The organism is Chloroflexota bacterium (assembly GCA_020850535.1).
GTDB lineage: Bacteria > Chloroflexota > UBA6077 > UBA6077 > JACCZL01 > JADZEM01.
In genome coordinates this window covers 29330-54669 of sequence record JADZEM010000003.1, presented here as the reverse complement: position 1 = coordinate 54669, position 25340 = coordinate 29330, and the positions used below count along the sequence as shown (strand labels likewise).

General features: G+C 69.7%; 16 protein-coding genes, 1 tRNA gene and 1 pseudogene. 2 read left to right on the top strand and 16 right to left on the bottom strand.

The window, feature by feature from the left end; all coding sequences use genetic code 11:
* Window positions 1–2: 2 nt before the first annotated feature.
* From IT306_00245 to IT306_00230, 4 genes are all read right to left on the bottom strand, one after another.
* Window positions 3–74 (bottom strand) — tRNA-Met (locus tag IT306_00245).
* 58 nt (window positions 75–132) lie between these two features.
* The gene (locus tag IT306_00240) at window positions 133–966 is read right to left on the bottom strand and encodes an ABC transporter permease (protein ID MCC7366818.1); all 834 of its coding nucleotides are present in this window, start codon (window positions 964–966) and stop codon (window positions 133–135) included.
* Window positions 967–1027: 61 nt separating this feature from the next.
* The gene (locus IT306_00235) at window positions 1028–2083 is read right to left on the bottom strand and encodes an ABC transporter permease (GenBank protein MCC7366817.1); all 1056 of its coding nucleotides are present in this window, start codon (window positions 2081–2083) and stop codon (window positions 1028–1030) included.
* A gap of 3 nt (window positions 2084–2086) precedes the next feature.
* Window positions 2087–3892: an ABC transporter substrate-binding protein gene (locus IT306_00230; GenBank protein ID MCC7366816.1), complete on the bottom strand. Its 1806-nt coding sequence runs from the start codon at window positions 3890–3892 to the stop codon at window positions 2087–2089.
* 162 nt (window positions 3893–4054) lie between these two features.
* Here IT306_00230 and IT306_00225 point away from each other — a divergent pair, with 162 nt between their 5' ends.
* Both IT306_00225 and IT306_00220 read left to right on the top strand, forming a co-directional pair.
* Window positions 4055–4567 carry a hypothetical protein gene (locus tag IT306_00225; GenBank protein ID MCC7366815.1) on the top strand — a complete coding sequence of 171 codons (513 nt, stop codon included), beginning with the start codon at window positions 4055–4057 and terminating at the stop codon, window positions 4565–4567.
* Between the two features lie 63 nt (window positions 4568–4630).
* Window positions 4631–5491 (top strand): CoA ester lyase, encoded by an 861-nt coding sequence (locus IT306_00220; protein MCC7366814.1) that lies wholly within the window; start codon window positions 4631–4633, stop codon window positions 5489–5491.
* A 180-nt stretch (window positions 5492–5671) separates the two neighbouring features.
* Here the strand turns inward: IT306_00220 and IT306_00215 are convergent, their stop codons facing one another.
* From IT306_00215 to rpoD, 12 genes and pseudogenes are all read right to left on the bottom strand, one after another.
* On the bottom strand, window positions 5672–7030 hold the full coding sequence (locus IT306_00215; protein ID MCC7366813.1) for an ATP-binding protein: 1359 nt from the start codon (window positions 7028–7030) through the stop codon (window positions 5672–5674).
* A gap of 159 nt (window positions 7031–7189) precedes the next feature.
* Window positions 7190–10276, bottom strand: coding sequence for an O-antigen ligase family protein (locus tag IT306_00210; GenBank protein ID MCC7366812.1), 3087 nt, complete (start codon window positions 10274–10276; stop codon window positions 7190–7192).
* Window positions 10273–11040: a sugar transferase gene (locus IT306_00205; protein MCC7366811.1), complete on the bottom strand. Its 768-nt coding sequence runs from the start codon at window positions 11038–11040 to the stop codon at window positions 10273–10275. Before IT306_00205 ends, IT306_00210 begins: the two co-directional genes overlap by 4 nt.
* 12 nt (window positions 11041–11052) lie before the next feature.
* Window positions 11053–12252 (bottom strand): DegT/DnrJ/EryC1/StrS family aminotransferase, encoded by a 1200-nt coding sequence (locus tag IT306_00200; protein ID MCC7366810.1) that lies wholly within the window; start codon window positions 12250–12252, stop codon window positions 11053–11055.
* Between the two features lie 21 nt (window positions 12253–12273).
* Window positions 12274–12969: a class I SAM-dependent methyltransferase gene (locus tag IT306_00195; protein ID MCC7366809.1), complete on the bottom strand. Its 696-nt coding sequence runs from the start codon at window positions 12967–12969 to the stop codon at window positions 12274–12276.
* Window positions 12966–13979 (bottom strand): endolytic transglycosylase MltG, encoded by a 1014-nt coding sequence (gene mltG, locus IT306_00190; protein ID MCC7366808.1) that lies wholly within the window; start codon window positions 13977–13979, stop codon window positions 12966–12968. Before mltG ends, IT306_00195 begins: the two co-directional genes overlap by 4 nt.
* 44 nt (window positions 13980–14023) lie before the next feature.
* Entirely contained in the window at window positions 14024–14488 is a 465-nt protein-coding gene (gene ruvX / locus IT306_00185; protein ID MCC7366807.1) for a Holliday junction resolvase RuvX, read from the bottom strand.
* A 1-nt stretch (window position 14489) separates the two neighbouring features.
* Window positions 14490–15917 (bottom strand): baseplate J/gp47 family protein, encoded by a 1428-nt coding sequence (locus IT306_00180; GenBank protein MCC7366806.1) that lies wholly within the window; start codon window positions 15915–15917, stop codon window positions 14490–14492.
* Between the two features lie 46 nt (window positions 15918–15963).
* On the bottom strand, window positions 15964–18633 hold the full coding sequence (gene alaS / locus IT306_00175) for an alanine--tRNA ligase (protein ID MCC7366805.1): 2670 nt from the start codon (window positions 18631–18633) through the stop codon (window positions 15964–15966).
* Between the two features lie 229 nt (window positions 18634–18862).
* Window positions 18863–23695, bottom strand: coding sequence for a response regulator (locus IT306_00170; GenBank protein ID MCC7366804.1), 4833 nt, complete (start codon window positions 23693–23695; stop codon window positions 18863–18865).
* Between the two features lie 112 nt (window positions 23696–23807).
* The gene (locus IT306_00165) at window positions 23808–24605 is read right to left on the bottom strand and encodes an MBL fold metallo-hydrolase (GenBank protein MCC7366803.1); all 798 of its coding nucleotides are present in this window, start codon (window positions 24603–24605) and stop codon (window positions 23808–23810) included.
* 9 nt (window positions 24606–24614) lie between these two features.
* A pseudogene (rpoD, locus tag IT306_00160) lies at window positions 24615–25313 on the bottom strand (RNA polymerase sigma factor RpoD).
* Window positions 25314–25340 lie beyond the last annotated feature (27 nt).

Sequence of the window (25340 nt, the reverse complement as noted above, 5' to 3'; positions counted from 1 at the left end):
GGTGGCGAGGGGGAGATTCGAACTCCCGACCAAGGGCTTATGAGTCCCCTGCTCTACCGCTGAGCTACCTCGCCGCGCCACGAATTCTATCCGACCTGAAGGGGGCCATAGCAACACCCGCGCTGGCGACTATCAGGCCGTTCGCCTGGGCCGGCCGGCGGCTGCGTCCGACCGCTGTCGTGCGCGACCGGTCGCATGCGTCTGGATGCCGCCCGCCTCGACGCCTGTCGCGATCCAGGTCGCCGCCAGCACCGTGAGGGTGATCAGCACGGCCGGCGGCGCTACCAGCCAGCCCCACGTCGGGCGTGTGAACAGGAGCGGATCGTTGAACGCCCAGCCGAGCATGCCGCCCCAGCTTGGCGTCGCCGGGTCGCCCAGGCCCAGGAACGCCAGCGTCGCCTCGCCGAACACCGCGAACCTGACCGTCAGCACGATCTTGGCCGGCAGCAGCTCGAACGTGCCGGGCACGATGTGCCGCATCGCGAGGCGAACGTCGGTTGCGCCGAGCGCCCGACTGGCCGTGACGTACGGCCGCCCACGAAGCACCAGCACCTGGGATCGGACGATCCGCGCGAAGCCCGGCCAGGACAGCGCGCCCAGCGTTGCCACGATGGCCGCGAGGCTCGGACCGACCAGCGTCACCACCAGCATCGCCAGTGGCACGCCCGGGAGCGCCAGCAGCAGATCGGCAAGGCCGGTGACCGGGCCGTCCAGGCGCGGCCAGAAGCCCGCCGTGACCCCTGCCGACCAGGAAAGGACCGTCGAGATCAGCGTCGTCGCCAGCGCGATGGTCAGCGTCCAGCGAGCCGCCCAGATGCACTGACTCAGGACATCCTGCCCGATGTCGGTGGTGCCGAGCAGATGGGTGGCGCTCGGCGGCTCGAACGGCCGGCCGATGGGCAGACGTGGATCGTACGGCGCGACGAGCGGGGCCAGCAGCGCCAGTACGGTGAGGGTCAGCAGCACCGTTGCGCCTGCGACTATCTGCCCGCGTCCGCCCACGACCGGCCGGCGGGCTCCTCGGCGCTCAGCCGGCATGACGCGATGCGAGGGCACGGGAGATCAGGTCGAGCGTCAGCTGCACGGCCAGCACGAACAGGCTCGCGATCAGAAAGACGGCCTGAAGGATCGGGTAGTCCCGGGCGCGGATCGCCTCGTAGGCGAACAGGCCCAGGCCCGGGATGGCGAACACCCGCTCCACCACCACCGCCCCGCCGAGGATCTGGCCGACACGCAGACCGAAGAGCGTCACCAGCGGCAGCGCGGCGTTCGGCAGCAGGTGGGTCCGCAGGATGCGCCACTCGTCCAGACCCTTTGAGCGAGCGACCGTCAGGTACGGCTGGGCAAGCTCAGCGCGAACCGTGCCACGCGCCACCAGCACGAAGGCGGCCGTCGTCGAGATCAGCAGGGCCAGGGCCGGCAGGGTCAGGTGCCAGAGGATGTCGAGGGCCGTCGCCAGCAGGCCGGGTCCGGCCGAGGTCACCGTCGCCGTCACGGTCTCCGGCGTCGCGAACGGGTTCGCCACGGCAGCCGTCCCGCCGAGGCTGCTGGCGGCTGCACCCGCGAACGGCGTCTGGCCGCCGTACAGCGGGAACCAGCCAGCGCCGACGGCCAGCGTCACCAGCAGCCCGAGTGCCACCAGCAGCTCGGGCAGGGCTGCGAGGCTGGTCGCGACCCCGACAATCGTCGCGTCGATCCGGCCACCACGCCACGCCGCCACCAGCCCGAGCACCAGTCCAAGCAGGCTCGACAGAACTGCCGTCACGCCCATCAGCCCCAGCGTCCAGGGCAACCGCTGGGCGATCAGGTCAGCCACCCGCGTCCCGCGCCCGATAGACCGCCCGAAGTCGAGCCGCCCCAGATCGCTCAGATAGCCGACAAACTGCCGCGGCAATGGCTGATCGAGGCGGTAGACCTCCACCATCCTGGCGCGCCCCTCGGCTGTCAGCGTGAGGCGGCTGGGGTCTACGCCCTCATCTGTCCCGAAATCCAGCGGATCGCCCGGCAGAAAGCGCGGCAGCAGGAAGTTGAGGAGGACGACCGCCCCAGCCAGCACGACGTACCGGGCCAGCAGCCCTGCCATCCGTCAGCGGTTGAGGAAGGCGAGCTTGTTGTGGGGAAACGGCACGCCGTTGATCAGGCCGCCCCAGGTGTCGATGGGCGCGATCCTGGCGCTGTCGTAGGCCCAGATGAACACCCGGTGGTACATGACGATGGTCGGCAGCTGCTCGGCCATGATCTCCTGCATGCGGTCCACCAGCGGCCGCCGCTGCTCGATGCCCGGCGTGGCCGCCTGCTGCTTCCCAAGACGGTCGAACTCCGGGTCGGAGAACGCCGTTCCCAGGGCGAAGTCGTTCGTCTCCTCGCCAGAGTACCACCGGCGCAGGAAATCAGGGTCGCCGGCCACGCCGATGTGCCCGGTCAGCGCCAGGTCGAACTGACCTTCACGCTGGAGGTCGGTGCGGGTCTTGGCGTCGACGCGCTTGACGTTCAGCGTGATGCCGGCCGCTGCCAGCATCGGGACCATCAGGTCCGGCTCGCGCGAGGGTGGATCGGCCAGCAGATCGAGCGCGATCGCCTGACCCTTGAGCAGCTCGCGGGCCTTGCTCACGTCGAATGCGTAGCTGCGCGCCTTCGGGTTGTGCCACGGCGAGCCGGGCGGGATCACGCCGTCGTAGCCGACAATCGGCTCGCCGCCCGTGGCCGCCTCCGCGATCTTCGCACGGTCGAGGGCGTGGACGATGGCCTGCCGCACCTCGACGCGGTCGAGCGGGGCCTTCTTCGTGTTGACCACCAGCCGGACGATGGACTGTGGCGGGGTCAGGTGGGCGCGGAAGCGGGGGTTGCCGTCGAAGAGGCGGACGGCCGCGCGGTCCAGGCTCTGGGCAAGCTCCAACTGCCCTTGCAGGGTCGCCTGCATGCGCGTCTCGGGCGGGACGTTCAACTGCTGGATCTCGGCGACGCGCGGCGCGCCCTTGAAGTACGCCGGATTCGCCACCAGCCGGTAGGCGCCCTGCCCCCCTCGGTACTCGGCCAGCCGGTACGGCCCGCTGCCGACGGACGCGTCTGGCCCGTCGAACGCCACCGGATCGGTCACCGCGGCCCAGACGTGGCGGGGGATGATCGGCACGATGCCGGCGACATCCTCCAGGAATGGGGCGTACGGCTGGCGCAGCTGGATCAGCACCTTGTCTGTACCCCGCAGCTCGGCCCGCTCCACCATCCCCGTGGTCATCCAGCGGTACGGCGTCTTGCCGAAGTACTCGAACGAGAACGCGACATCCTCGGCTGTGAGCGGCTTGCCGTCATGCCACAGCACGTTGGGCGCGAGCGTGAACAGGTACTCGCGAGCATCCTGCGAGATCGTCCACGAGGCCGCCAGCCACGGGATGATGCCGCGCTCATCCTTCCAGGTCAACGTGTCGTAGAGGTAGGTCAGCAGGACCGCGCCGCCCGGGCCGGCCACCGTGATGCGGAACGGGGTCGGCGCGCCAACGTCCTGCCAGGCGATCCTGACCACGTCGGCCGGCGGCAGATTCGGGCGGGCCTGGGCCGAGGACGCGGCAGGGGCCGCCGCACCCGCGGACGCGGCGGCCGGCGAGGCGGCTGGCGACGGCGAGGCAGCCGCGGCCGGGGAGCCGCCGACAGACGGTGATGGCGCGCTCGCCGGCGAGGGGACAGCGGCTCCGGCCGCTGGCGGGCCAGCCGGGGCTGGACTGCCCGAGGCCGGGCTGGCAGCGGCCGGCGCGGCGGGCAACGGCGAGGCCGGCGCAGCCGGTGGCGGCGTGGCAGGCGGCGCAGACTGGCAACCGGCCAGCAGCAGTACGCTGCCGCCAGCCAGTCGGCCCAGGAGCGCGCGGCGGCTTATCGATGTGGACGAGACGCGAAACACGGTCGACTCCCGCGATCAGGCGTCACGCGGCGCTGCGCCCCATCTGACCGTAGCATGTTCTTATGATGACTATTACCGTGTGCTAAGATACGCGCCATCCGTCATCCCCTGCAAGTCATTCCACGAGGAGCATGTCCGGTGAGCGGTCCGACCATTCAGATCATGGACGCTGACGATCTCATCACCCTGAGCTTCGCCGATGTCGAAAAGTATCATGGCCAGCACTCCATCGGCGGGGCCGCGCTCGGTTTCCAGGTGCTGCGGGCGGCCCTCGGGGCGCTCTATCCGTCGATCACGCCCCGACGGGCTGACATCGCCATCGTGTCGGGGCATCCAGGGAACGGTTTCCGCGACGCCTTCGAGATGGTCACGCGGGCAGTCAGTCGTGGCGCGTATACGGTGGATACCAGCCGGCCCGGCGGACGGCACAATCCGCTCGCTGCGCATGCGTACAGCTGGGAGGTCACCGGCGCGCACGGCCGGCGGGTCGAGCTTGAGCTGCGGCCCGGCCTGATCCCATTCCGGTTCTTCGAGCTGTGGCAGGTGGTGGGGCAGGGCGTGGCGACGCCGGCCGACTGGCAGGAGCTGATCCAGGTCAAGCGGTCGCTGGCCGACCACGCGCTCACGCTGCCGCTCGACACGCTGTTCGAGGTGCGGGCGGCCACGCCGGCCTGATCTGCCCACGGCTGGACAGAACGCGTCTGGCCGCGCACGGCCGGCCCTCGCCATAATGCCCTTGTGCTACGCTCACTGCTCTTTGTGCCTGGGCACCGTGCGCGCTTCTACGAGAAGCTCGCCGAGTTCCGCCCGGATGCGGTCATCGTCGATCTGGAAGACGCCGTCCCGCCGGCCGAGAAGCCGCTCGCGCGCACAACGGTCCGCGAGCGGCTGGACGGGCCGCTGCTGCGCGGGCTTCAGGTCTTCGTGCGCGTCAACGCCGTCGGCTCAGCGTTCTTTGCCGCCGACGTGCAGGGGGTCGTTGCGCCCGGTCTCGACGGCATCTTCCTGCCGAAGGCCGAAAGCATCGGGCAGATTCAGGTCGCCAACATGCTGCTGGCCCAGTGTGAGTTGCGCCTCGGGCTGCCGATGGGCGGCATCAGGATCGTGCCCATCGTCGAGACGGTCCTGGGATCGCTGCGCGCGGCGGAGATCGTCTCGGCCTCGCCCCGCGTGCTGGGGCTGGCGTTCGGCGCTGAGGATTTCACCCTCGATCTCGGTGTGGAGCGGACGCGCGACGGCATCGAGACGCGCTACCCCCGCGCACAGGTGGCGTTGGTGGCGCACGGGGCCGGCCGCCTCGCCATCGACACGCCCTGGACGGCTATCGACGATCCCCAGGGGCTCGAACGGGAGACGGTCGAGGGGCGGCAGTTCGGCTACACCGCCAAGCAGGCGATCCACCCATCGCAGATCGCCACCATTCACGCGGTCTTCAAGCCAACCGATGCCGAGGTCGCCTGGGCGCAGCGGGTGATCCAGGCGTATGACGACGCCGTAGCCGGCGGCACCGGGGCGATCAATCTCGACGGCAAGCTGATCGACGTGCCGATGGTCGCGCGGGCGCAGCGGGTGCTGGAGCGGGCCGGCCTCGCCGGCTGAGCCGCGGCCTGTTCCAGCGACGGGGGAACCTGGCCCGTCGCGCGCCCCTACGCGACGAGCCAGGTGGTCGGATGGCGTGCCGCTCGCCCTCGTGCAGCATCATTCGACGTGTCCGGGAATCATGGGGGCGTTCCAGACACGTTCGTTGGGACAGCATCAGGGTGGGGCGTCGGCGGCAGGTCAGACGCCGTGCGCCGCCGTCTTCGCGTGCGTCGTGTCCACGACGAAGTAGCTGCGGCAGGCGCGGTTCAGCAGCTCGGGCGCCATCGCCGGTGGCTCGCCCAGGTACTTGGCGATGGCGATCAGCTGGTTGACCAGATCGCGGGGCTGCACCATCCGGAACGGGCGCTCGTACGGCCTCCACCACGTCTCCACCAGCCACTCGAAGGTCTCGAAGTCAAAGGGGACGCGCTTCGCCTTGCAGACCGCCTGGAAGACCTCCGCGAACTGATCCATCGTCGGATCGTCCACGGGGATCCGGAACCGGACGCGCCGCTGGAACGCTTCGTCCGTGAGGTCGGCCGGGTTCAGGTTGGTCGAGAAGATCAGGAGCTGGTCGAACGGGATCTCCAGCTTCTTGCCGGTCATCAGCGTGAGGTAGTCGATACGGCGCTCCAGCGGCACGATCCACCGGTTGAGCAGATCGACCGGCCGGACCAGTTGCCGACCGAAGTCGTCGATCAGGAACGTGCCGCCGGTCGCCTTCATCTGGAGCGGCGCTTCGTAGAACCGACCGATGTCGTTCCAGATCAAGTCGAGCGAAGCCAGTGTCAGCTCGCCACCAGCCATCACCACGGGTCGCTTGATACGCTGCCAGCGGCGGTCGTAGCGGCGAGAGCCTTCGTCGCTGACGGCGTGGTGATTCAGCTCGTCGTAGAGCATGACGATGGAGCCGTCTACCTCCACCGCGTGCGGGATGAAGATCGCGCCGCCGATCATCGCCGTGATCCGTTCGGCGATGGCCGTCTTCCCGTTGCCCGGCGCGCCGTAGAGAAAGATCGACTGCGCCGCGTTGACGGCTGGACCGATGCGGTCCAGGAACGCCTCGCTGATGACCAGGTCCGAGAACGCCGTGCGGAGGGCGTCCCGGCGGATCACGACCTCGCCGATGGACTGCTCGCGGATCGCTTCTACGTACCGCTCCAGTGGGACCGGCAGCGGTCCGCGATACCACGTCCGGCGGAGCGACTCGTCGGCGCGAGAGCGGCCGTTCGGCGCGAGCTGGTAGCGGTAGCCAGCCTCGACCAGCGTCTTCTGCCCGACGATCTCAAACACGTGGTCGCGCACCAGCCCGTGGATGAGACCCTGGAGCGCCACGTACGGAATGCCGCACAGCCCCGCAAGCTCGGCGCCCGTGGCCTGCTGGCTGAAGTAGAGCAGGCGGACGAGGTGATCCTCGACCATCGGGACGACCAGCCCGGTCTCTTCGATCGTCTCCGGCGGCTTCGGCCAGAAGTCGGTCGTGTCAATCGGCGTATCGTACGACCCGTTGAACGCACCATTGGCGAGGCCGTTGCCGGGCTGCATGGTCAGACTCATTGTCGCGAGCGCTCCCTGGAGGGCAGGCGACCTGACCGGACACCCCGTCACCCTCATCATGAACAACGCGACGGAACGGCCGAGAGGGCTGGTTTCTTGCGACACTCCGGTCGCACATCTGGCAGTTTTCCCCGAACGGGCTATCGGCTGGCGACCGGCTTACCCACCTGGGCGGCTCGGGGCCGTCGCCGAACGTGGACCGTCGGCCGGCGTCAGGGTCACCTCGTCCACGAAGATCTGCGCGCCGGCCGGCGCGTGCGGCCCGAAGCCGATCATCACGGTCAGGTTGTCCTCCGAGACGGCGCTGTCCAGAGAGACGGTCTGCCATGCCCCCGGCGTCTGCGGCTGCTCCACGATCCGCACGACCTCGCGGGTCGTGCGGTGATTGACCATCGAGACGCGGACTGAGTCGCTGGTGAGCCCCTGCCCGCGCAGGCGGACGGTCAGCCGATAGCGCCGCCCCGGCTCCAGCCCCAGAACCTCCTGCACCAGCGTTCGAGTGCCGGTCTCCGGCTGCGCGATCGCCGCGACGCCGTCGGCGATGGCCGGCAACTCGTTCACGAGGTTGCGGGGACCGGGGCGCAGCCACCACTCCCCCGTTCGCAGCGTCCAGGAGCCGTCGCGGTCAAACGACGGGTTGAGCGCGAGATTGACCTGGCCGCCCTGTTCGGCCGCCTGCGCCTGTGCGCGCAATCCCGTCAGCCAGGCATCTTTCGGGACGGCGGCAACGGCCTCGTCGAGGGCTGGCAGGGCGTCGGCGGCCCGCCCCAGGCGCAGCATGCTCTCGGCCATGACGCCAAGCATCGGGGCGCGCTCCGACCGCTTGATCTCGGCGGCCCGGACGGCGGCCGTCTCCGGGAGCTTCTCAGCCGGCGGCGCGAACTGCCCCGACGTATCCACCTTCGAGAGTCCCTGGCGGATTGCGTCGATGGCCTCCTCGTCCCGCCCGAGCGCGGCCAGCGCCCGAGCCAGCCAGAGCCAGTTGTCTGGCTCGTACGGCTGTTCCTTGACCGGGCGTCGCAGGAGCGGCTCGGCCCGTTCGGGAAGGCCGCCCGTGAGCATCAGCCGCCCCAGCTCGAAAGCCAGCTCCGGGCCGCCGTACAGCTCCTCGGCGCGGACCAGCTGGTCGGCGGCCTCGTGGAGCCGGCCGGCCTCGCGGTAGATCTGGGCCGCCTGGAGATGCGCGCTATACTCAGTCTTCGAGTCCCGCTCCAGCAGCGGACCGAGTGCCGCGACAGCGTCGTCGGCGGAGCCCTTGCGGTCGCGCACGGCCCGCGTGACGCCCTCGTACGCGCCACGGCTGGTCGGGTCCACCCGCGCCGTCGCGATGAAGGCGTTCGTCGCCTGGTCGAAGTTGCGGAGGCGCAGGAGCCGATTCCCAAGCTGGATGAGCTGCGGCGCGGCCTCGGCCGCCTGGTAGGCTCGGATGGCGTCACCCCAGGCGTTCAGGCTGGTGTACATCCGGCCCAGCTGGAACTGGTCGGCGCGGCTGTTCGCCGGCGTGAGGGCGCGGGCACGGTCGGCTGCGGCCCGCCCGCGCCGGCTGTCGTCGTTGGCGGCAAGCGCCAATGCCAGGTTGCGCTGCCCGGCCAGGTCGTCCGGGTTCAGCGTGGTGACCAGCCGAAGCGTCTCGGTGGCCCGGTCCAGGGCCTGGTCCCGGGCGCGTTTGTCGATGCTCTCGGAGAGCGTGGCGCGATTCAGATCGGCCGTCCCGGCGTTCAGCAACACCCGCGCCGCCAGCGCGGGGCCGAGGGGTGTCACCGCCAGGATGGCCGCCAGGGCCAGCGCGGCGGCGGCTGCCGCGCCGACGCGCTGCCAGCGCGGCAGTCTGGCGGCGCGCCTTCGGGGGATCGAAGCCGCAGCCGTCGCCGGTGGCCGGTCCGAGGTGGCCGCCAGCAGGCCGAACGCCCCGAACGCCAGCGCGTTGCCGAACGTCGTCAGCATCACGATCTCGCTGAGGCCCGTGGTCAGCATCGTCGCCGACAGGCCGAAGCCGGCCAGCCGGCCGGCCATGGTCCAGCGGTCGCCGGCGGCCGGGGCGCGCCACCCGACCCAGAGGGTCGCCAGTCCGAACCAGAGCAGGCCGAGCAGCCCGAATACCCCGTACTCCAGCAGCCCCTGCAGGTAGATGTTGTGGGCGTGGCTGAACGGCGGGTAGGCTGGCAGGAAGTAGGCGCGGTAGACCAGCTGGACGGACTCCAGCCCCAGCCCAGCGCCCGTCAGCGGCACCTCGCGGGCGAGGTAGACGCTGTTCTCCCAGAACCAGAATCGCTGGGCCAGCGTCTTGAGGCTGAGGCCGCGGTCGTTGGGGCCGAACGCCAGGAAGAGGACGGTCAACAGGCTCGCCAGCGGAACCAGCGGCAGCAGCCGGAGCCGCCAGACGGTCGCCATCGCGCCGACGGTCATCGCGCCGGCCAGCATCGAGCCGCGATTGTCCGCCACCACCAGCATGATCAGGAAGACGGGAACGGTGAGCAGGGTGATGGTGCGTGCGCGCCAGCCGCCCTGCCCGACGAACATGGCGAAGGCGAGCGCCAGCCCCATCACGCCGAGCGCACCGACGCCCGACGCCCGGAAGCGATACCGCTGGAGCAGCCAATCCTGATCCACGAACCACGCGCCGAGCTGCCAGCGATCCACCGCGTTGACGATCCAGGCGACCGGCGGCACGTGATCGAGCAGCAGGAACGGCCCGACCAGCACCATCAGCGCCAGGCTGCTCACGACGGCGCTCGCCAGCAGCCCCGGCACGAGCCAGCGCAGCGTGCCTGCCCCTCGCAGGTGCTCGCGGGCGGCGGCGAAGAGGAAGAACGCGCCGAGCATGCCCGTCAGGCGGATCAGTGCGCCGTCGCGGCTGAGGCTGGCCCAACCGCCGAGCAGCGCGCCGATTGCCAGCAGGAGCAGCGGTCCATCGAAGGCCGAGGCGCGCCAGGGACGGCCCGTGGTCGCCAGCCGGGCCGCGCTCGGGAGCAGCCCGACCAGGGCGGCTGGCCAGATCAGCGGATTGGGGGCCAGCAGCAGGATCAGCGCGCAGATGGGGGCGAGCCACGGCTCAAGCGCCACCAGCCGCGCCGCTGCGCGGCGGAAGCCCGTCAGCGGCGGTCCATCCAGCGACGCCCCGCCGTTGTCAGTGCTGGCCGCCGTGCGGTCCTCGCCGCCGGCAAGAGCCGGGCTGGCGCCGCCCTGGCCAGATTCCGGACCCCGGCTCGCTGGCTGGCCGCGTCGCCACCAGGACTGGACGTTCACGCCGTCGCCGGTTCCTGGCCGGTCTGCCGCACAGGCTGCCGGCCGCGCAGCCGTTCGACTTCGCCCTTGAGGTCGATGAAGCCTTCGAGGCGCAGCGGGGCCAGGGCCGTCGCCAGGAGGATCTTCACGTCCAGCCAGACCGACTGTCGCTCGACGTAGGCGTTGTCGATGGCAAGCTTGGCCGGCATCACCTCGCCCACGTAGACGCGCTCCCAGTCCGCGCCCACCAGCAGGCGATCCTCGTCGCGGTAGAGCAGGGCCGCGAGGCTGGTGATCCCTGGCCGCACGGCGAGCGCCCGCCGGTCTGCCCCCGTGTAGAGGGCCGTGTACCGCGGGTCTTCTGGGCGCGGCCCGACCAGGCTCATGTCGCCGGTCAGGACGTTCCAGAGCTGCGGCAGCTCGTCCAGGCGCGCCGAACGCAGCAGGCGGCCGACCCGCGTGATACGGCGGTCGCCGTGGGTGGTGATACGGGTCGCGGTGTGATCCTGGCGCGTCTGCATCGTCCGAAACTTGTACATGGTGAACGGTTGGCCGAACCGGCCGGTGCGAGTCGCGCGGTAGAGGACCGGGCCGGGCGAGTCCAGCTTGATGGCGGCGGCGATGCCGGCCAGGACCGGCCCGAGCGCGAGCAGGCCGAGGCCGGCCGCCAGCAGATCCAGCGGGCGCTTGAGCGCCGGCTCGGGAACGGCCGTGCCGTCCCAGGATGACGGCGTGTGCGCCGTCACAGTGAGACCGAGTCCAATCGGAGCACCGCAGACGACCATCGAGGAACTGATTCAGCGCCGGTAATGGCGCACCACCCGCGTCACGGCGGCGATCACGTCCTCGATGTCCTGGTCCGTCATGCCGGGGAACAACGGCAGCGAGATCACCCGCTGGTACTGCTGGTAGGCGACGGGGAACGACTCCGGCGTGTGGCCGTACCGCTCGTGGTACGCGGGGTGCAGGTGCAAGGGAATGAAGTGGACGCTGGTGCCGATGTTCTCGGCGTTGATGGCCCGGATGACCTCGGCGCGGTCCACCCGCAGCAAGTCGAGGTTCAGGCGCAGCATGTACAGGTGCCACGACGACTGCACGTGCGCTGGCTCGGTCGGCGGCTCCAGCTCGGGCATGGCACTGAATGCTGCCGTGTAGCGGCTGGCGATGGCGCGCCGCTCGTCGAGGAAGCGCTGCTGCTTGGTCAACTGGCGCAGGCCGATGGCCGCCGCGACATCCGTCAGGTTGTACTTGAAGCCGGGGGCCACCACCTCGTAGTACCACGAGCCTTCGCTGGTGTGGCGCTTCCAGGCGTCGCGGCTCATCCCGTGCAGGCTCATGACCTGGGCGCGCTCGGCCCACTGCTGATTGTTGGTCACCAGGATGCCGCCCTCGCCCGTCGCCAGCGGCTTGGTGACATAGAAGCTGAACGCCGTCAGGTCGCAGAGCGTCCCGACCATCTCATCCTTGTAGTAGGCTGGCAGCGAGTGGGCGGCATCGCCCAGCAGCACGAGGTTGTGGCGCTTTGCGATGTCGCGAAGGGCGTCGTACTCGCAGGGGACGCCCGCCATATCGACCGGCATGATCGCCTTCGTGCGCGGGGTGATGGCAGCTTCGACGGCGGCCGGGTCGATGTTCAGGGTGACCGGGTCTACGTCCACGATCACCGGGCGGGCCTCGAAGTAGAGCACGACCTCGGCCGTCGCGGTGAACGTGTACGATGGGACGATCACCTCGTCGCCGGGGCGGATGCCGATGGCCTCCAGGCCCAGGTGCATGGCGGCGGTCGCGGAGTTGACCGCCACGCCGTACTGCGCGCCCACGTAGTCCGCGAACTCGCGCTCGAAGCGCTTGGCGCGCGGGCCGGTGGTCAGCCAGCCGCCGCGCAGGGTGTCCACCACCTCGGCGATCTCGTCCTCTTCGATGCGCGGACGGTGGAACGGCAGCCAGCTTGCGCGGATCGGCGAGCCGCCATCCAGCGCCAGACCTTGGGCGATCATGCATCCTCCTGCCGCTCGCGGCTACGGCTTCGTGAGGACGACCAGCTCGTGCGTCCGCAGCAGCGGGATCGCTTCGAGGATCTCACACAACAGCCAGCTCCGACCGGCCAGCGCCCGGGTGAGCGGTGGGACGAGCGTCACGCGGCGAACGTCCGCAGCGTACCCAGGAAACAGGGCCGCAAGGTCGGCTGCTCGCAGCGGACGGGTGTTCCGCCGATCCCGTGCCACACGGAAGTCGTAGGATACCATGAGGCCGCCGGGCCGCAGCACTCTTTCGATCTCACGGGCCACCGCCCGGCGCATCCCGTCGTCAAGGATCGACGAGAAGGCGGTGTGCTGAAAAACGAGGTCGAACGCGGCCGGCTCGAAGGGCAGCGCGCTGGCGTCGGCCTGCTGCACGTCGATGCCCGGATCGACCCGCTGAGCCGCCGCCACGCGCTCCGGCAGCAGATCCACGCCGTTGAGCAGCCCCGGGTCTGCGCCCCAGCTGACCAGCCGCCGCAGGAATGCGCCGTCGCCACAGCCCACGTCGAGCATCCGATACTGCCGGAGCGCCGTCCGCCCGTGGCGGGTGAGCGCTGCCAGCAGATCCCGTTCGAAGCTCTGCATCCGGAAGAGGCTGCCCGGCTGAAAGAGCGAGTAGCGGGCGGCCATGCCGGCCGCCTCGCGCTCCTGGTAGTAGGCGGCGATGCGCGCCTGCTCGCCCTGAGACGTCACCGCTGGTAGCGCTCAACGTTCGCCGCGTGCTCGGTGTCGGTCTTCGCGAAGACGTGGCTGCCGTCGCCCTTCGCCACGAAGAACAGGTACTCGGTGTCGGCGGCGTTGGCGACGGCCTCGAGGGCGGCCAGACCCGGGCTGCAGATCGGCCCAGGCGGGAGGCCGCGCTGCACGTAGGTGTTGTACGGCGAGGGGTTGCGGAGATCGTCCCGAGTCAGCTCGCGCTTCCAGAAGCCGAAGCCGACGGCCTCCGCGAGATTGCCAGAGGCCACCGCGAACTGCACGGTCGGGTCGGCCTGGAGTGGCATGTTCCGCTTCAGCCGGTTCAGGTAGACGCTGGCGATGACCGGCTGCTCGGCCTGGATCGCCGCCTCGCGCTCCACGATGCTGGCCAGCGTGATGCCCTGGTGCAGCGACAGGCCACGATTCTGCAGGCGCTGGCGCAGCGCCGGTGTCACCGACTTGTCGAACTGCTTCGCCATCATCTCGACGAGGGCGCGCGGCGTGGCCCCCTTCGCCACCTCGTAGGTGTCCGGGAAGAGGTAGCCTTCCAGCGACGCGCCAGACGGCGGCTGCTCGGCAAGCGGCAGCCCCGCCCCCGCGCCCGCCCGCACCAGGGTCAGCACGTCGTCCGCGCGTCCGACGCCCACGGCCTCGGCCTTCTGTGCCGCCTGCTCGGCGCGCCAGCCTTCGGGGATGGTGACGAGGATACCGGTGCGGCTCGCGCCCTTCGAGAGCACCGCCACGATCTCGGCGGTCGTCATCGAGGGGCTGAGCTGATAGTCGCCAGACTCGATCTTCGCGCCGACGCCGCGCGCCTCGACGGCGGCCCGGAAGGTGATCGGCGAGCGAATCAGCCCGGCCTGCTGCAGCGCCTCGCCGATGTCGATGGCAGACTGACCCGGCTTGACGGTGAACGTGACCAGGCGCGAGTCGCTGCTGACCGGCGTGTCAAGCTGGCTGATGCCGCCGCGAACGAGGCCCGGCAGGCTGCCGATCCCGCCGAGCATCCCGTAGACCAGGACACCAGCCGCCGCGATCAGGCCGACCGCGATCAGCGCGAAGAGGAGCTTGAAGAGCGTCGCCAGTCCAGATACTCCTGCAAGAGGACCGCCGCGGCCACGGCGTCCACGTGAATCGGTTGCTGACGCCTCGGCTGCTGGCGTCCAGCGGACGGCTTGCGGCCGGCGGCCATTCGGGCCGTCGCCTCGGCCGTCGAGTACCCTTCGTCCCATAACCTCACCGGTGCATTGACGACCGCTTGCAGCGCTTGCACGAACCGCTCCACCCGTCGCGCCTGTGGCCCGGCCTCGCCGCGCAGGGTGCGCGGGTAGCCTACCAGGATCTCTACGGCGCTGTGCTCGCGGACCAGCGCGGCCACCGCTTCGGCGCGGTCAGCCGCGCGCGGCTGGAGGATACAGAGGGGCGTCGCCAGCATGCCAAGCTCGTCGCTCATGGCGACGCCGATCCGCTTCGTGCCGTGGTCGATGGCCAGGATCCGGCCCGGAGGCGTCGTCACCTCACCGAGGCGCCTGCACGGTCACCTCGACGCGGTAGGCGCGCGGCGCCCAGTCCGGCGAGAGGTCAACCCTCGGGGCGTTGCTGGGGCTCAGACCGTCGATCCGTGAGAGGATGGCGCGGGCTTCGGATGGACTCTTCCAGCGCAGCTGCTCCACCAGATCCTCGCCGTTGACCTGGCGCACCAGCCCGGCCTGCGAGCGCGTCTTGATGCGGACCTTCGTGTCGTCCACGCCCAGCACCTCGGGCGTGCCGACGCCAAGCTGGCTCAGCGGCAGGTCGAAGCCGGGGCCAGCCATCGCCAGGAAGGTCTTCTGCACCAGCCCGTTGAAATCGGCGTTCGCGAAGATCACCGCCTTCGCCAGCATCGTCACTCGGCCATTGACCTGGTCGCCCTCGGTGTCCACAGCCGGCTCAAACGACTCGCCCTCCGGCTGGAGCCGGACGCTCTGCTGCACCAGCGACTTCTCGCTGCCGGCGCGGGCGTACAACTCGGCCAGGGCCTGTTCGCGGGCGCGGTTCTGCAGTTGCTCACGCAGCTTGGCCACGTCGTCCGTGGTGATGACCCGGCCGTCGCGGTCGGTGCCGCCGGCGACGGGCCGGTCATTGCGCGGCGTGATGTTCGCGATGCCGTTGCCCTCGACCCGCACGATGGCCCGCGCGTCCACGTTGCCGGCCGGGCCGGCATCCGCCGCCGTGATGCCCACGCGCGCGGTCCCAAGGCTGAGCGCCGGCACCTGGACATCCTGATCCGTCACGAAGCGGACGCCGTTGGTCGCGAAGAGGTTTGTTCCACGCGGGATGGTTACCGGCTGGTTGTTCTGGCTGATGAACATCACTTCGCCGCGCGCCTTGTCCCGCCCGACCTTCTTGGCGCCGCTGGCCGGCATCGAACCGACGACCTCGACGCGCTGCTGGAGGATCTCGCCGGGCACCAGCCGCCGCGAGAGATCGACCGTCTTGACGTTCGGGTCAACCATGATCTCGATCTCTTGCTGCTGCGGCACGATCTGGGGCGAGACCGTCACCTTCATGACCGGCACGACGCCGAACACGACGACCGCCGCGATAGCGCCGACGAGCGCCGTCAGGATCAGCCCCGCGAACGACGGCAGCGGAATCCAGTCCGGCAGGCTCGGGAGGCCCCACGAGCGCGTGCCCGGCGGCCGTGACAGGTGCCGCAGCGAGTTGACGGACCGGCGGGTCCGCAGCCCCTCCTGGCGGGCCAGCGAGCGCCGTCCACCGTCGCCCGTGACGATGATCGTCTCCGAGGAGAGCTGATGCGTCAGGCGGGCGAGGATCCGGAACTCAAGCGGCGTCCGGAGGATCGGCGATCTCTTGGGGATGACGACGTAGACCTCGTCGGCGGCGGAGGACTCAAGCTTTGCCCTGACCGTTCCGAGGTCGTCGTCAAGGTCCAGAAAGATCACCTCCTGGGCTGCTCCCGGAGGTGTCGCGGATGCTGTCGCCACGGGTCTAGGCCCCTCCAACCGCACGCTCGACAAGCGGCACTACCTGGGCAAGCGCCACAGAGAGCTGGTCCGCTTCTTTCACACCGCCCTGGGCAAAGTCAGGGCGGCCACCGCCCTTGCCGCCAGCGGCGGCCAGGGCCTGCCGGAGGATGTCGCCAGCGTTGATGCCGCGCTCGATCGCGTCGCGGCTGGCCCCGACGACGAACGCCTGCTGGCCGTCGAAGCTCGCGCCGAGCGCCACCACTGAGGTGCCGAGCTTTGCCCGGAGCTGATCGGCCATGTCGCGCAGGCCGTCCCGGCTCGACGCCTCGACCTTCGCCGCCAGCACGTTGACCTCACCCACCTTGACGGCGGTGTCCACGAGATTTGCAGCCCGGCCGGCCGCCAGTTGCGCTTCGAGCTTCGCGGCGTCGCGCTTCGCCTGATCCAGCTCCTCGACCAGCGAGGTGAGCTTCGCCTCGAGCTGATCGACGGGCGCGCCGACCGTCCGTGCCAGCGAGAGCAGCCGCTCCTGCTGGTTCCAGGCGTGCGTGAACGCGGCCTCACCCGCCAGCACCTCGACGCGCCGGATGCCGCTCGCGAGACCGGACTCGCGAAGCAGGAAGGCCGGCCCGACCTCGCCCGCGCGGTGGACGTGGGTGCCGCCGCACAGCTCGCGGCTCCAGCCGCCGATGTCCACCACGCGGACCTCGTTGCCGTACTTCTCGCCGAAGATCGCCATCGCGCCCGACTTGCGCGCGTCGTCGATCTGCATGATCGACCACGTCACCGGCTCGTCGGCCAGGATGTGGTGGTTCATGCGGGCGTTGATCTCCTCCAGCTGCTGACGAGAGACCGGACGGGGGTAGTTGAAGTCGAAGCGGGCGACGTGTGGGGCAACCAGCGAGCCGCGCTGCGACGTGTTCTCGCCGAGCACGTCCTTGAGCGTGCGGTGGAGGACGTGCGTGATCGTGTGGTGCCGCGCCGTCGGGGCGCGGTGGACAGGGTCGACCTCGGCGATCACCTGGGGGTTCACCGTGCGGCTCAGCGTTCCAGATTCGAGGTGGCCGATGTGCACAACGTGTGCCCCGTCCAGCTTGCGCGTGTCGGTGACCCGGAAGATGCCGTGCTCGTTGCGGATCACGCCCCGGTCGCCGACCTGGCCGCCGGCTTCAGGGTAGAACGGGGTCACGCCGTGCAGCAGGATCTGCCCGTGCTGGCCCTGCTTGATCTCGTCCAGATCCCAGCGCAGCCCGACAGTGTCTTCATGGACGCCGATCGCGACGATCTCGCCGGGCAGGGTCAGCGGGCGCTCCCACTGGAACTGGCTCTCGGGCGCGCCGCCCGGCCCCTCGCTGGCCAGGACTTCGGCCATCGACTTGAACCGCGCGCCGGCCCGGCTGCGGGTGCGCTGCTCCTCCATCGCGGCGTCGAAGCCCGGGCGGTCGGCGGAGAGACCGGCCTCCGCGATCATCTCCTCGGACAGCTCGAACGGGAAGCCGAACGTGTCGTGAAGCTGGAACAGCAGCCGCCCATCCACGGCGGACCGACCGGCGGCCTTCGCCTGGGCGATCCACTCGTTCAGCCGCTCGGTGCCGGCCGCCAGCGTCTCCGCGAAGCGGGCCTCTTCGAGGGTGATCGTCTCGATGATGCCGGCGCGGCCCGCTTCCAGCTCGGGATAGGCCGCCGCCATCCGGCTGATGACCTTCCCGACGATGGACTCCAGGAACGGCCGCTCGATGCCGAGGGTCCGTCCGTAACGCACGGCTCGCCGCACGATCCGCCGCATGACGTAGCCGCGCCCCTCGTTGCCGGGGACCACGCCGTCTGAGGCCAGGAACGTCACGCCGCGCGCATGATCCGCGACGACCCGCAGGGCGTAGTCGGTGTGCTCGTCGCGCCCGAACGAGGTGCCGGCGATGGCCGCCACGTCGTCGATGATCGGGCGGAAGAGGTCCGTCTCGTAGACCGTCGTGACGCCCTGCATGATCGCGGTGACGCGTTCGAGGCCGGAGCCGGTGTCGATGTTCGTCTTGGGGAGCGGCGTGCGGTTGCCCTGCCGATCCTGGAAGAACTGCATGAACACGAGGTTCCAGAACTCCAGGTAGCGGTCGCAGTCGCAGCCGGGCGCGCAGTCGGCGCTGCCGCAGCCCAGCTCCTCGCCCATGTCGTAGTAGAGTTCAGAGTCGGGGCCGCACGGCCCCTCGGCCCCTGGCGGGCCCCACCAGTTGTCTTCCAGATCGGTGATCTTCTCGGGCGGGACGATCTTCAGCCAGAGCTGTCGGGCCTCGTCGTCGGTCGGGTGGATGGTGACGTACACCCGCTCCGCGGGAAGCTGGAGCCGCTCGGTGATGAACTCCCACGACCACGGGATGATGCTCTCCTTGAAGTAGTCTCCAATGGAGAAGTTCCCGAGCATCTCGAAGAAGGTCAGGTTGCGCGGGTTGCCGACCTCGTCGATGTCGCCGGTGCGGAAGCACTTCTGAATCGAGGTCATGCGGATGGCCGGCGGCACTTCACGCCCGAGCATGTACGGGATCATCTGCTGCATGCCGGCCGTGGTGAGCAGCACGCTGGGATCGTTGAACGGGACGAGGCTGGAACTCGCCTGGTGGACGTGGCCGCGCTCGGCAAAGAACTCGATGAATGCGCGACGAACTTCGTCGCTGGTACCAGGGCGCGGACGCGAGGGCATACTGGACTCACCCGCCGATGTCGGATACTCGCGGCTCGATACTGACCGCTCTCACGCGCTCCCAGGGAGAGGCCGCGATGGTGCGCGACGGGCCGACTCGGAGGGATTGTATCAGACGGGTCTGAATCTTCCGTCCGGACGCTCGCCGTTGATTCGACACCGTAACTCGTCAGAAGGTTGTCAGACAAGAACTCGCGGCCGGTCGCTCCGGCCGCCGGGCCCAGATGCCCTACACGGACCGCCGCGGCGCGCTCGCTCGGCCGGCCATCGAGGGGCGGATCGCTTCCAGTTCCGCGACCGTTGCCCAGAAGTAGGCGTCCAGCCGAATCAGGGCGACTGGCACCTCAAGCAACTGGCCATCGTACGCCAGCGTCTCGACCCGGATCGCCGCCTCGACCAGCTCACGGGCGCCCCACGCCATCGCCTCGCCCTTCATCGTGTGCGCCAACCGATGCAGCTGGTCGCAGTCCGCCGCTGCCAGCGCCGCGCGCAGGGCGGCCAGTCGCTCGGATCCGTCGACGCGGAAGTGCGCGAGCATCTCGTCGAACAGGGCGGATGAGCCTTCCCCTTCCAGTTCGCGGATCGGCTCCAGCGCGTCCGGATCGAAGCTGACGGTCGGGCGGCGGGCAGCGCCGGCCTCCGGCGCGTTGCCCGTGGCGGCGTCTTCGCGGCCTCGGGCCGGTTCGCTCCCAGGTGTCTTGCCCGCGGCCGGCAGCCAGCGGCGCAGGATGGTCTCCAGGCCGGCCCCTCGGATCGGCTTCGAGACAAAGTCGTCCATGCCGGATGCGAGGCACTGGTCCCGGTCCTCCTGGCGCGCGCTCGCAGTGAGGGCCACGATCGGAACGCGCCGCCGTCCCTCCTGCTGTTCCAGGCGACGAATCTCCGCTGCCGCCATGTAGCCATCCATCTCGGGCATCAGGCAGTCCATGAAGACGAGATCGAAGTGACCGTTGGCCAGCGCTGTGATGCTCTCGCGGCCGTTGCCGACGACGACGGCATCGACGCCGAGCTTGCCCAGCAGCCCGATGGCCACCTGCTGGTTGACAAGCGAGTCCTCCGCCACCAGCACCACGGGGCGGGCCGGGCGCTGCCCGGCGGCATCGTGCCCGAGGTTGACCCGTGGTGGCGGTTCGGTGGGGGCGAGCCGGCTCAGCGCCCGCATCAGCTGACGGCGGCGAACAGGTTTCTCGATGACGGCCAGGAACCCGGCGCTCAGCGCCTCGCGCCGCCGCTGGTCGTCCAGGCCCGAGCCGAGCAGCATGAGCGGCACGTGTGCGAGCGTCGCCTCGGCTCGTATCAGGGCAGCGGCCTCCAGGCCAGTCAGGCCAGGCATCTGAAAGTCCAGCAGGACGCAGGTGTACGGATGTCCGCCGGCGGCCGCGCCGCGCAGCAGCTCGACGGCGATCCTCGGATCCTCGACGGCGGATGACTCGATGCCGAGCGCTCCCAGCTGGGCCTGGACCGTCGCGCGGTTGGTCGGCAGATCGTCCACCACCAGGATGCGCTGCCGCGCCAGCCAGCCGGGTTCGGCGCCGTCAAGAGGCGTGCGCTCCGTGGATGCGACCGGCGCGATGCCGAGCCGGCAGGTGAACCAGAACGTGCTGCCGATCCCAGGCGTCGAGCCGACCCCGATCTGGCCGCCCATCAGCTCGGCGAGCCGCTTACAGATCGCCAGCCCGAGCCCGGTCCCACCGTAGCGGCGGCTGGTGCCGGCGTCGGCCTGTGTGAATGGCTGGAAGAGCTGCTGGAGCGCCTCGTGCTCGATGCCGATGCCTGTATCGCGGATCTCGAATCGTGGCATGACCTCGTCGTCGGTCAGCGTGTCGAGGCTCACACGCACGGAGACCGAGCCGACGGTCGTAAATTTGACCGCGTTGCCGAGCAGGTTGGTGAGGATCTGGCGCAGACGGTTCGGGTCGCCGAGGACGTCGGCTGGGATGGACGGGGGCAGCTCCACCTGGAGCTCGATGCCCTTGCCAAAGGCACTGGCCGCCAGCAGCTCCGTCACGTCCTCGACGGTCTCGCGCAGGTCAAACGGGATCCGCTCCAGCTCCAGCCGCCCGGCTTCGATCTTCGAGAAGTCGAGAATGTCGTTGATGATGGTGAGCAGGGCGTTCGCGCTTGACGCGATGGTCTGCGCCTGCTCGCGCTGGTTGTCGTCCAGGCCAGAGTCCAGGAGCAGCTCGGCCATCCCGATGACGCCATTCATCGGTGTGCGGATCTCATGGCTCATGACGGCCAGGAAGTCGCTCTTGGCGCGGTCGGCGGCCTGGGCCGCCACGGCGAGCGCGCGCGCCTGCTCGGCAGTCTCCTCCAGCGAGTGGATCGTCTCGGCCAGCTGGTGATTCGACCGGGCGATCTGCTGGTAGAGGCGGGCGTTCTCGACGGCCAGGGCGACGCGCTGGGCAAGCTCGGTCGCGAGATCGAGGTCGGCCTCGTCGTAGGTGCGATTCTGGAGCGAGACGCCGAGCGTCATCACGCCAAGCATGCGGCCTCGCACGTTGAGCGGCGCAGCGATCGCGGCCCAGCTGCCGCTCGCACCGGCCCGGCCCGCGGATGTCGGCGCGCCGCAGGTCAGGCTCAGGCGCGGCTGCCCTGTCCGCAGCACGGCCGCCCGGATGGATTCTGGCTCGTCTTGCGCGACCCGCTGTCCAACCAACGACTGGATCTCCGGCTGGCAGTCTGGCTCGGCGTGGTTGGCGACGCGGCAGACCAGCGATCCGTCCTCGTCCGTCAGGTCGATCAGGCAGACATCGGCGAGGCGTGGGAGGGGCAGGCGCGTCGCCTGATCGAGCACCGCGTCGAGGTCGAGGCTTTCGGCGAGCCGCCGGCTGGCGTCGGCCAGGAAGGCGGTGCGCCACTGGAGGACTCGCTCGCGCATCATCAAGCTCCGGCGCTCTTCGCGGGTCCGCACGCGGTCGGTTACGACCTCGCTGAAGAGGACCAGCCCGCCGATCTCTCCGTCGGCGTTGCGCCACGGCTGCACCTCCCAGTGCAACCACTGCTCCGAGCCATCCGAGCGCACGAACCGATCTTCAGTGCGTGAGATCACCGTCCCAGCAAGACACTGCCGGTGGATGGCCTTCCAGTCGTCGGGAACCTCGGGAAAGACCTCGTAGTGCCCCCGACCGATCAGCTGCTGCCCGTCCAGCCCGTAGTCGCTGATCCAGCGACGGCTCACCACGAGGTAGCGCAGATCGCGGTCGAGCATCGCCACCGCTACGGGAGCCTGCTCGACGAACCGGCGCAGCAGCTCCTCGGTGGCACGGGCCGTTTGCAGCGCGGCCTCGCGTTCGGCGGTGCGCTCCGCCAGGCGGTCCCGCATGGACGTAAAGGCGCCGCCGAGCGTCTGGATCTCGGATGCGCCCTCGGACGGAATCGGTGCGTGTGAGTCGCCATCGGCCAGCTGCTCGACGACTCGGCTCAGGTGCGCGAGGGGCCGGGTGATCCTCCGCGACACGACGACTCCGGCGGCGGCGGCCACGGCGATGGCGGCCACCAGGAATCCGTAGGCCAGCTCGCGGGATCGGTGGGCCTCCGCGAGGGCCTGGGCGGCCGGACGCTCGACGATGACCGTCCATGGCACGGTGTCGAGCCGCGCATAGCCGACCAGCGATTGCCCAACAGGGGCGTCGTCCACCAGCGCGCCCTCATGCTCCAGCCGCGCAAGGACCGGCCGGAGCGCCGGTCGGAGACGGAGTCCGCCGGGGGCGGCGTCGGGTTCTCGGTCGAAGGCCGGGTGAGCGACCGGCTCGCCCAGCTCGTCGATGACGTACGCTTGTGCGTCGGCGCTGCTCGCGATCTGGAGCAGGCGCGTAAGCTGTGCCGATTCGATGGTGGCGTTCAGGTACATCGAGGACGCGCCCGACTCGTCGCGGATCGGCGTCCTGATGAAGATGATCGGGCGGTTGCGGAGGCGGGACATGCCGTGACTGATGAGCGGCTGGGTGACGGCTGGCGAGAGGCCTGTGGCATCTGGGCCGAGCGACGTGAACGGCCGGTCGTCGCCCCGACCGACCTGGTGGCCGTCGTAGTCCCAGATCAGGTAGGTGACATCGCTGCCGAACGCGCGCGTGTGCGAACGAAGGATCGCGTTCAGGCCGTCTGTCGAGCTGGACCGCAGGGCGGGGTCAGCGGCGAGTGCGACGATGGTGCTGCTGTGGATGGCAAGGTAGCTGTCCACGCTTGACGCCAGGGAATCGGCCAGCCGGGCGTTCACCTCGAGCTGGGCGGCGACGCTGCTCCGCTCTTCGCGGTCGCCGAGAATGCCAGCGGTGAGTGCGATGGCGACGACCGTGATGGCGATCATCGCCACGGCGAGCTGTACCTGGAGCGACGTCGTGCTTACGAACCGATGGCGGCGCACCCACGGGAGGATGATGAGGGTCGCCCCGAACGTCAGGAAGTAGAGCGCGCCGACCATGCCGCCGATGGGACCGGCCAGCAGCCAGGCATGCGCGAGGAACGCGAGGCCCAAGACGGCTTTGGCGATCTTCCGAACCGGGTTCTCAATCGGCTGGCTGATCTGGGTGAAGAGCGTGATGCTGCCAGTCAGCAGGAAGATCGCGGACATCCAGCCGATGCGTGTCTGGAACGGAGCCGGCGCAGTGCCGATCGCCACGTTGATGGCCATGCCCCCGCCGAGGACGATCGCGACGGCGCCAAGCATGAGCGCCAGTGCGGTGATCGGCCGGTCGCTCCCCGGAAACTCGTCCGTGGGGAGCTTCGCGAGGAGGGCGGTTGTCAGGCCGGTGACGATACACATCACCGCGCCGTGCCAGTTGCCAGACGCCACGAAGGCGGCCCCGAAGGCGAGCAGCGGAGCCGCGGCGAGCAGATGCGTCGCGACGAACGTCGACCGTGGCGTGCGAAGGAACGTGCTCGCCATCAGCAGCAGGCCGGAGCCGATGACCCACGCGCCAAGCAGCGGATGGTACGGCCGAAGCAGGCCGAAGGCCGCCGCCGAGAACTGATGCGGGGCAACGAGCAGCAGCGCGCCGAGCAGCACGCTGAACAGGCCAATGGCCTGCCGAAGCGAATCGCCCTGCGCCTGTCGCCACATACAGCCCTCTCTGCCGCCCTGCGCACGACGGTCAGATCGTGCAGCCACCTGAAAAACGGACAGCGTAGCGATCTAGGGATGTTCGCTGGGCGAAAGCTGGGTCAACGTCCCGTCAGAACATCATAAGCTGGCGGGCTCTCGGAGTGGCTTCCCAGGAGAGGCTGGGCCGGTGACGCTCGGCGACCCGCACGGCCACGTGCCCGAGATCGCGGCTGGCGAGATGCTCGGAGATGACGGCCTGCGCGAGGTGCGGGAGGTTGTTGGTGGGGCTCAGGTGCGCCAGCCAGATCTCTGGGGCGATGCGGTCCTTGCAGGAGGCCAGGGCCTCGGCGGTGGCGCGGTTGCTGAGGTGGCCGTGCTCGCCGAGGACGCGTCGCTTCAGGAAGTACGGGTACGGTCCGGCCTGGAGCATGTCCACGTCGTGGTTGGCCTCGAAGATCAGCAGATCGTTGTCCGATAGCTGACGCTGCACCTCGACCGGGACGTGTCCGAGATCGGTGGTGACGGTGACGGTGGCCGCGTGCCCTGCGATCTTGAAGCCGACCGGCTCGATGGCGTCGTGGGGCACGCTGAACGGCAACACGGCCACGTCGCCAAGCTCGTGCGTGCGGCCGGCGATCAGCGGCCGGGCATGCTCGGCGTCCTTCAGAAGGGTGTGCCGAAAAGTGCCGGCCGTGGCGTAGATCGGCACGCGGTATGCGTCCGACAGTTGCCGTGCCGAGCGGGTGTGGTCGGTGTGATCGTGGGTGAGCAGGATGCCGTCGAGATCGTACGGCGAGATGCCCTGCTGCTTGAGAAACGCCCTGATCCGGCCGAGCGGGATACCGCACTCGACCAGCAGGGTGGTGTTCTCGGAGCGCAGCAGGTAGGCGTTGCCAGAGCTGCCGGACGCGATAGACCAGACGTGCACGCCTATTGCCTACTCGAGGTAGTCTCGCAGCTTCTTCGAGCGGCTCGGGTGGCGCAGTTTCCGCAGGGCCTTCGCCTCGATCTGCCGGATGCGCTCGCGCGTGACGCCGAACTCGCGCCCGACCTCCTCCAGCGTCCGCTGGCGGCCGTCGTCCAGCCCGAAGCGCAGCTGCAGCACCCGCCGCTCTCGTCCAGTCAGCGAGTCGAGCACGTCCTCGACTTGCTCCTTGAGCAGCTGGTGCGAGGCCGCGTCCGATGGGGCCATCGCGCCCTGATCCTCGATGAAGTCCCCGAGGTGGCTGTCCTCTTCCTCGCCAATCGGCGTCTCGAGCGAGACCGGATCCTGCGCCACCTTGAGGATGTCCCGCACGCGGTCCGGCGAGATCTCCATCTCAGCGCCGAGCTCCTCGGAGGTCGGCTCGCGCCCGAGATCCTGGACCAGCCGGCGAGTCAGCCGGCTGAGCCGATTGATCGTCTCGACCATATGGACGGGGATGCGGATCGTGCGGGCCTGGTCCGCGATGGCACGGGTGATCGCCTGCCGAATCCACCACGTCGCATAGGTCGAGAACTTGAAGCCCTTGCGATACTCGAATTTCTCGACCGCGCGAATCAGGCCGATGTTGCCTTCCTGGATCAGGTCCAGCAGCGACATCCCCCGGCCGATGTACTTTTTGGCGACGCTCACCACGAGGCGCAGGTTGGCCTCGGTGAGGGCGGCGCGGGCGCGCTCGGC

Excerpts from the sequence above, each read along its gene's own strand:
- IT306_00215 (MCC7366813.1), bottom strand. The coding sequence starts at position 7,030 with ATGAGTCTGACCATGCAGCCCGGCAACGGCCTCGCCAATGGTGCGTTC.
- IT306_00170 (MCC7366804.1), bottom strand. The coding sequence starts at position 23,695 with ATGTGGCGACAGGCGCAGGGCGATTCGCTTCGGCAGGCCATTGGCCTG.
- alaS (MCC7366805.1), bottom strand. The coding sequence starts at position 18,633 with ATGCCCTCGCGTCCGCGCCCTGGTACCAGCGACGAAGTTCGTCGCGCA.
- IT306_00200 (MCC7366810.1), bottom strand. The coding sequence starts at position 12,252 with ATGATCGCCCAAGGTCTGGCGCTGGATGGCGGCTCGCCGATCCGCGCA.
- IT306_00225 (MCC7366815.1), top strand. The coding sequence starts at position 4,055 with ATGGACGCTGACGATCTCATCACCCTGAGCTTCGCCGATGTCGAAAAG.
- IT306_00235 (MCC7366817.1), bottom strand. The coding sequence starts at position 2,083 with ATGGCAGGGCTGCTGGCCCGGTACGTCGTGCTGGCTGGGGCGGTCGTC.
- IT306_00205 (MCC7366811.1), bottom strand. The coding sequence starts at position 11,040 with ATGGTCGTCTGCGGTGCTCCGATTGGACTCGGTCTCACTGTGACGGCG.
- mltG (MCC7366808.1), bottom strand. The coding sequence starts at position 13,979 with ATGCTCGGCGGGATCGGCAGCCTGCCGGGCCTCGTTCGCGGCGGCATC.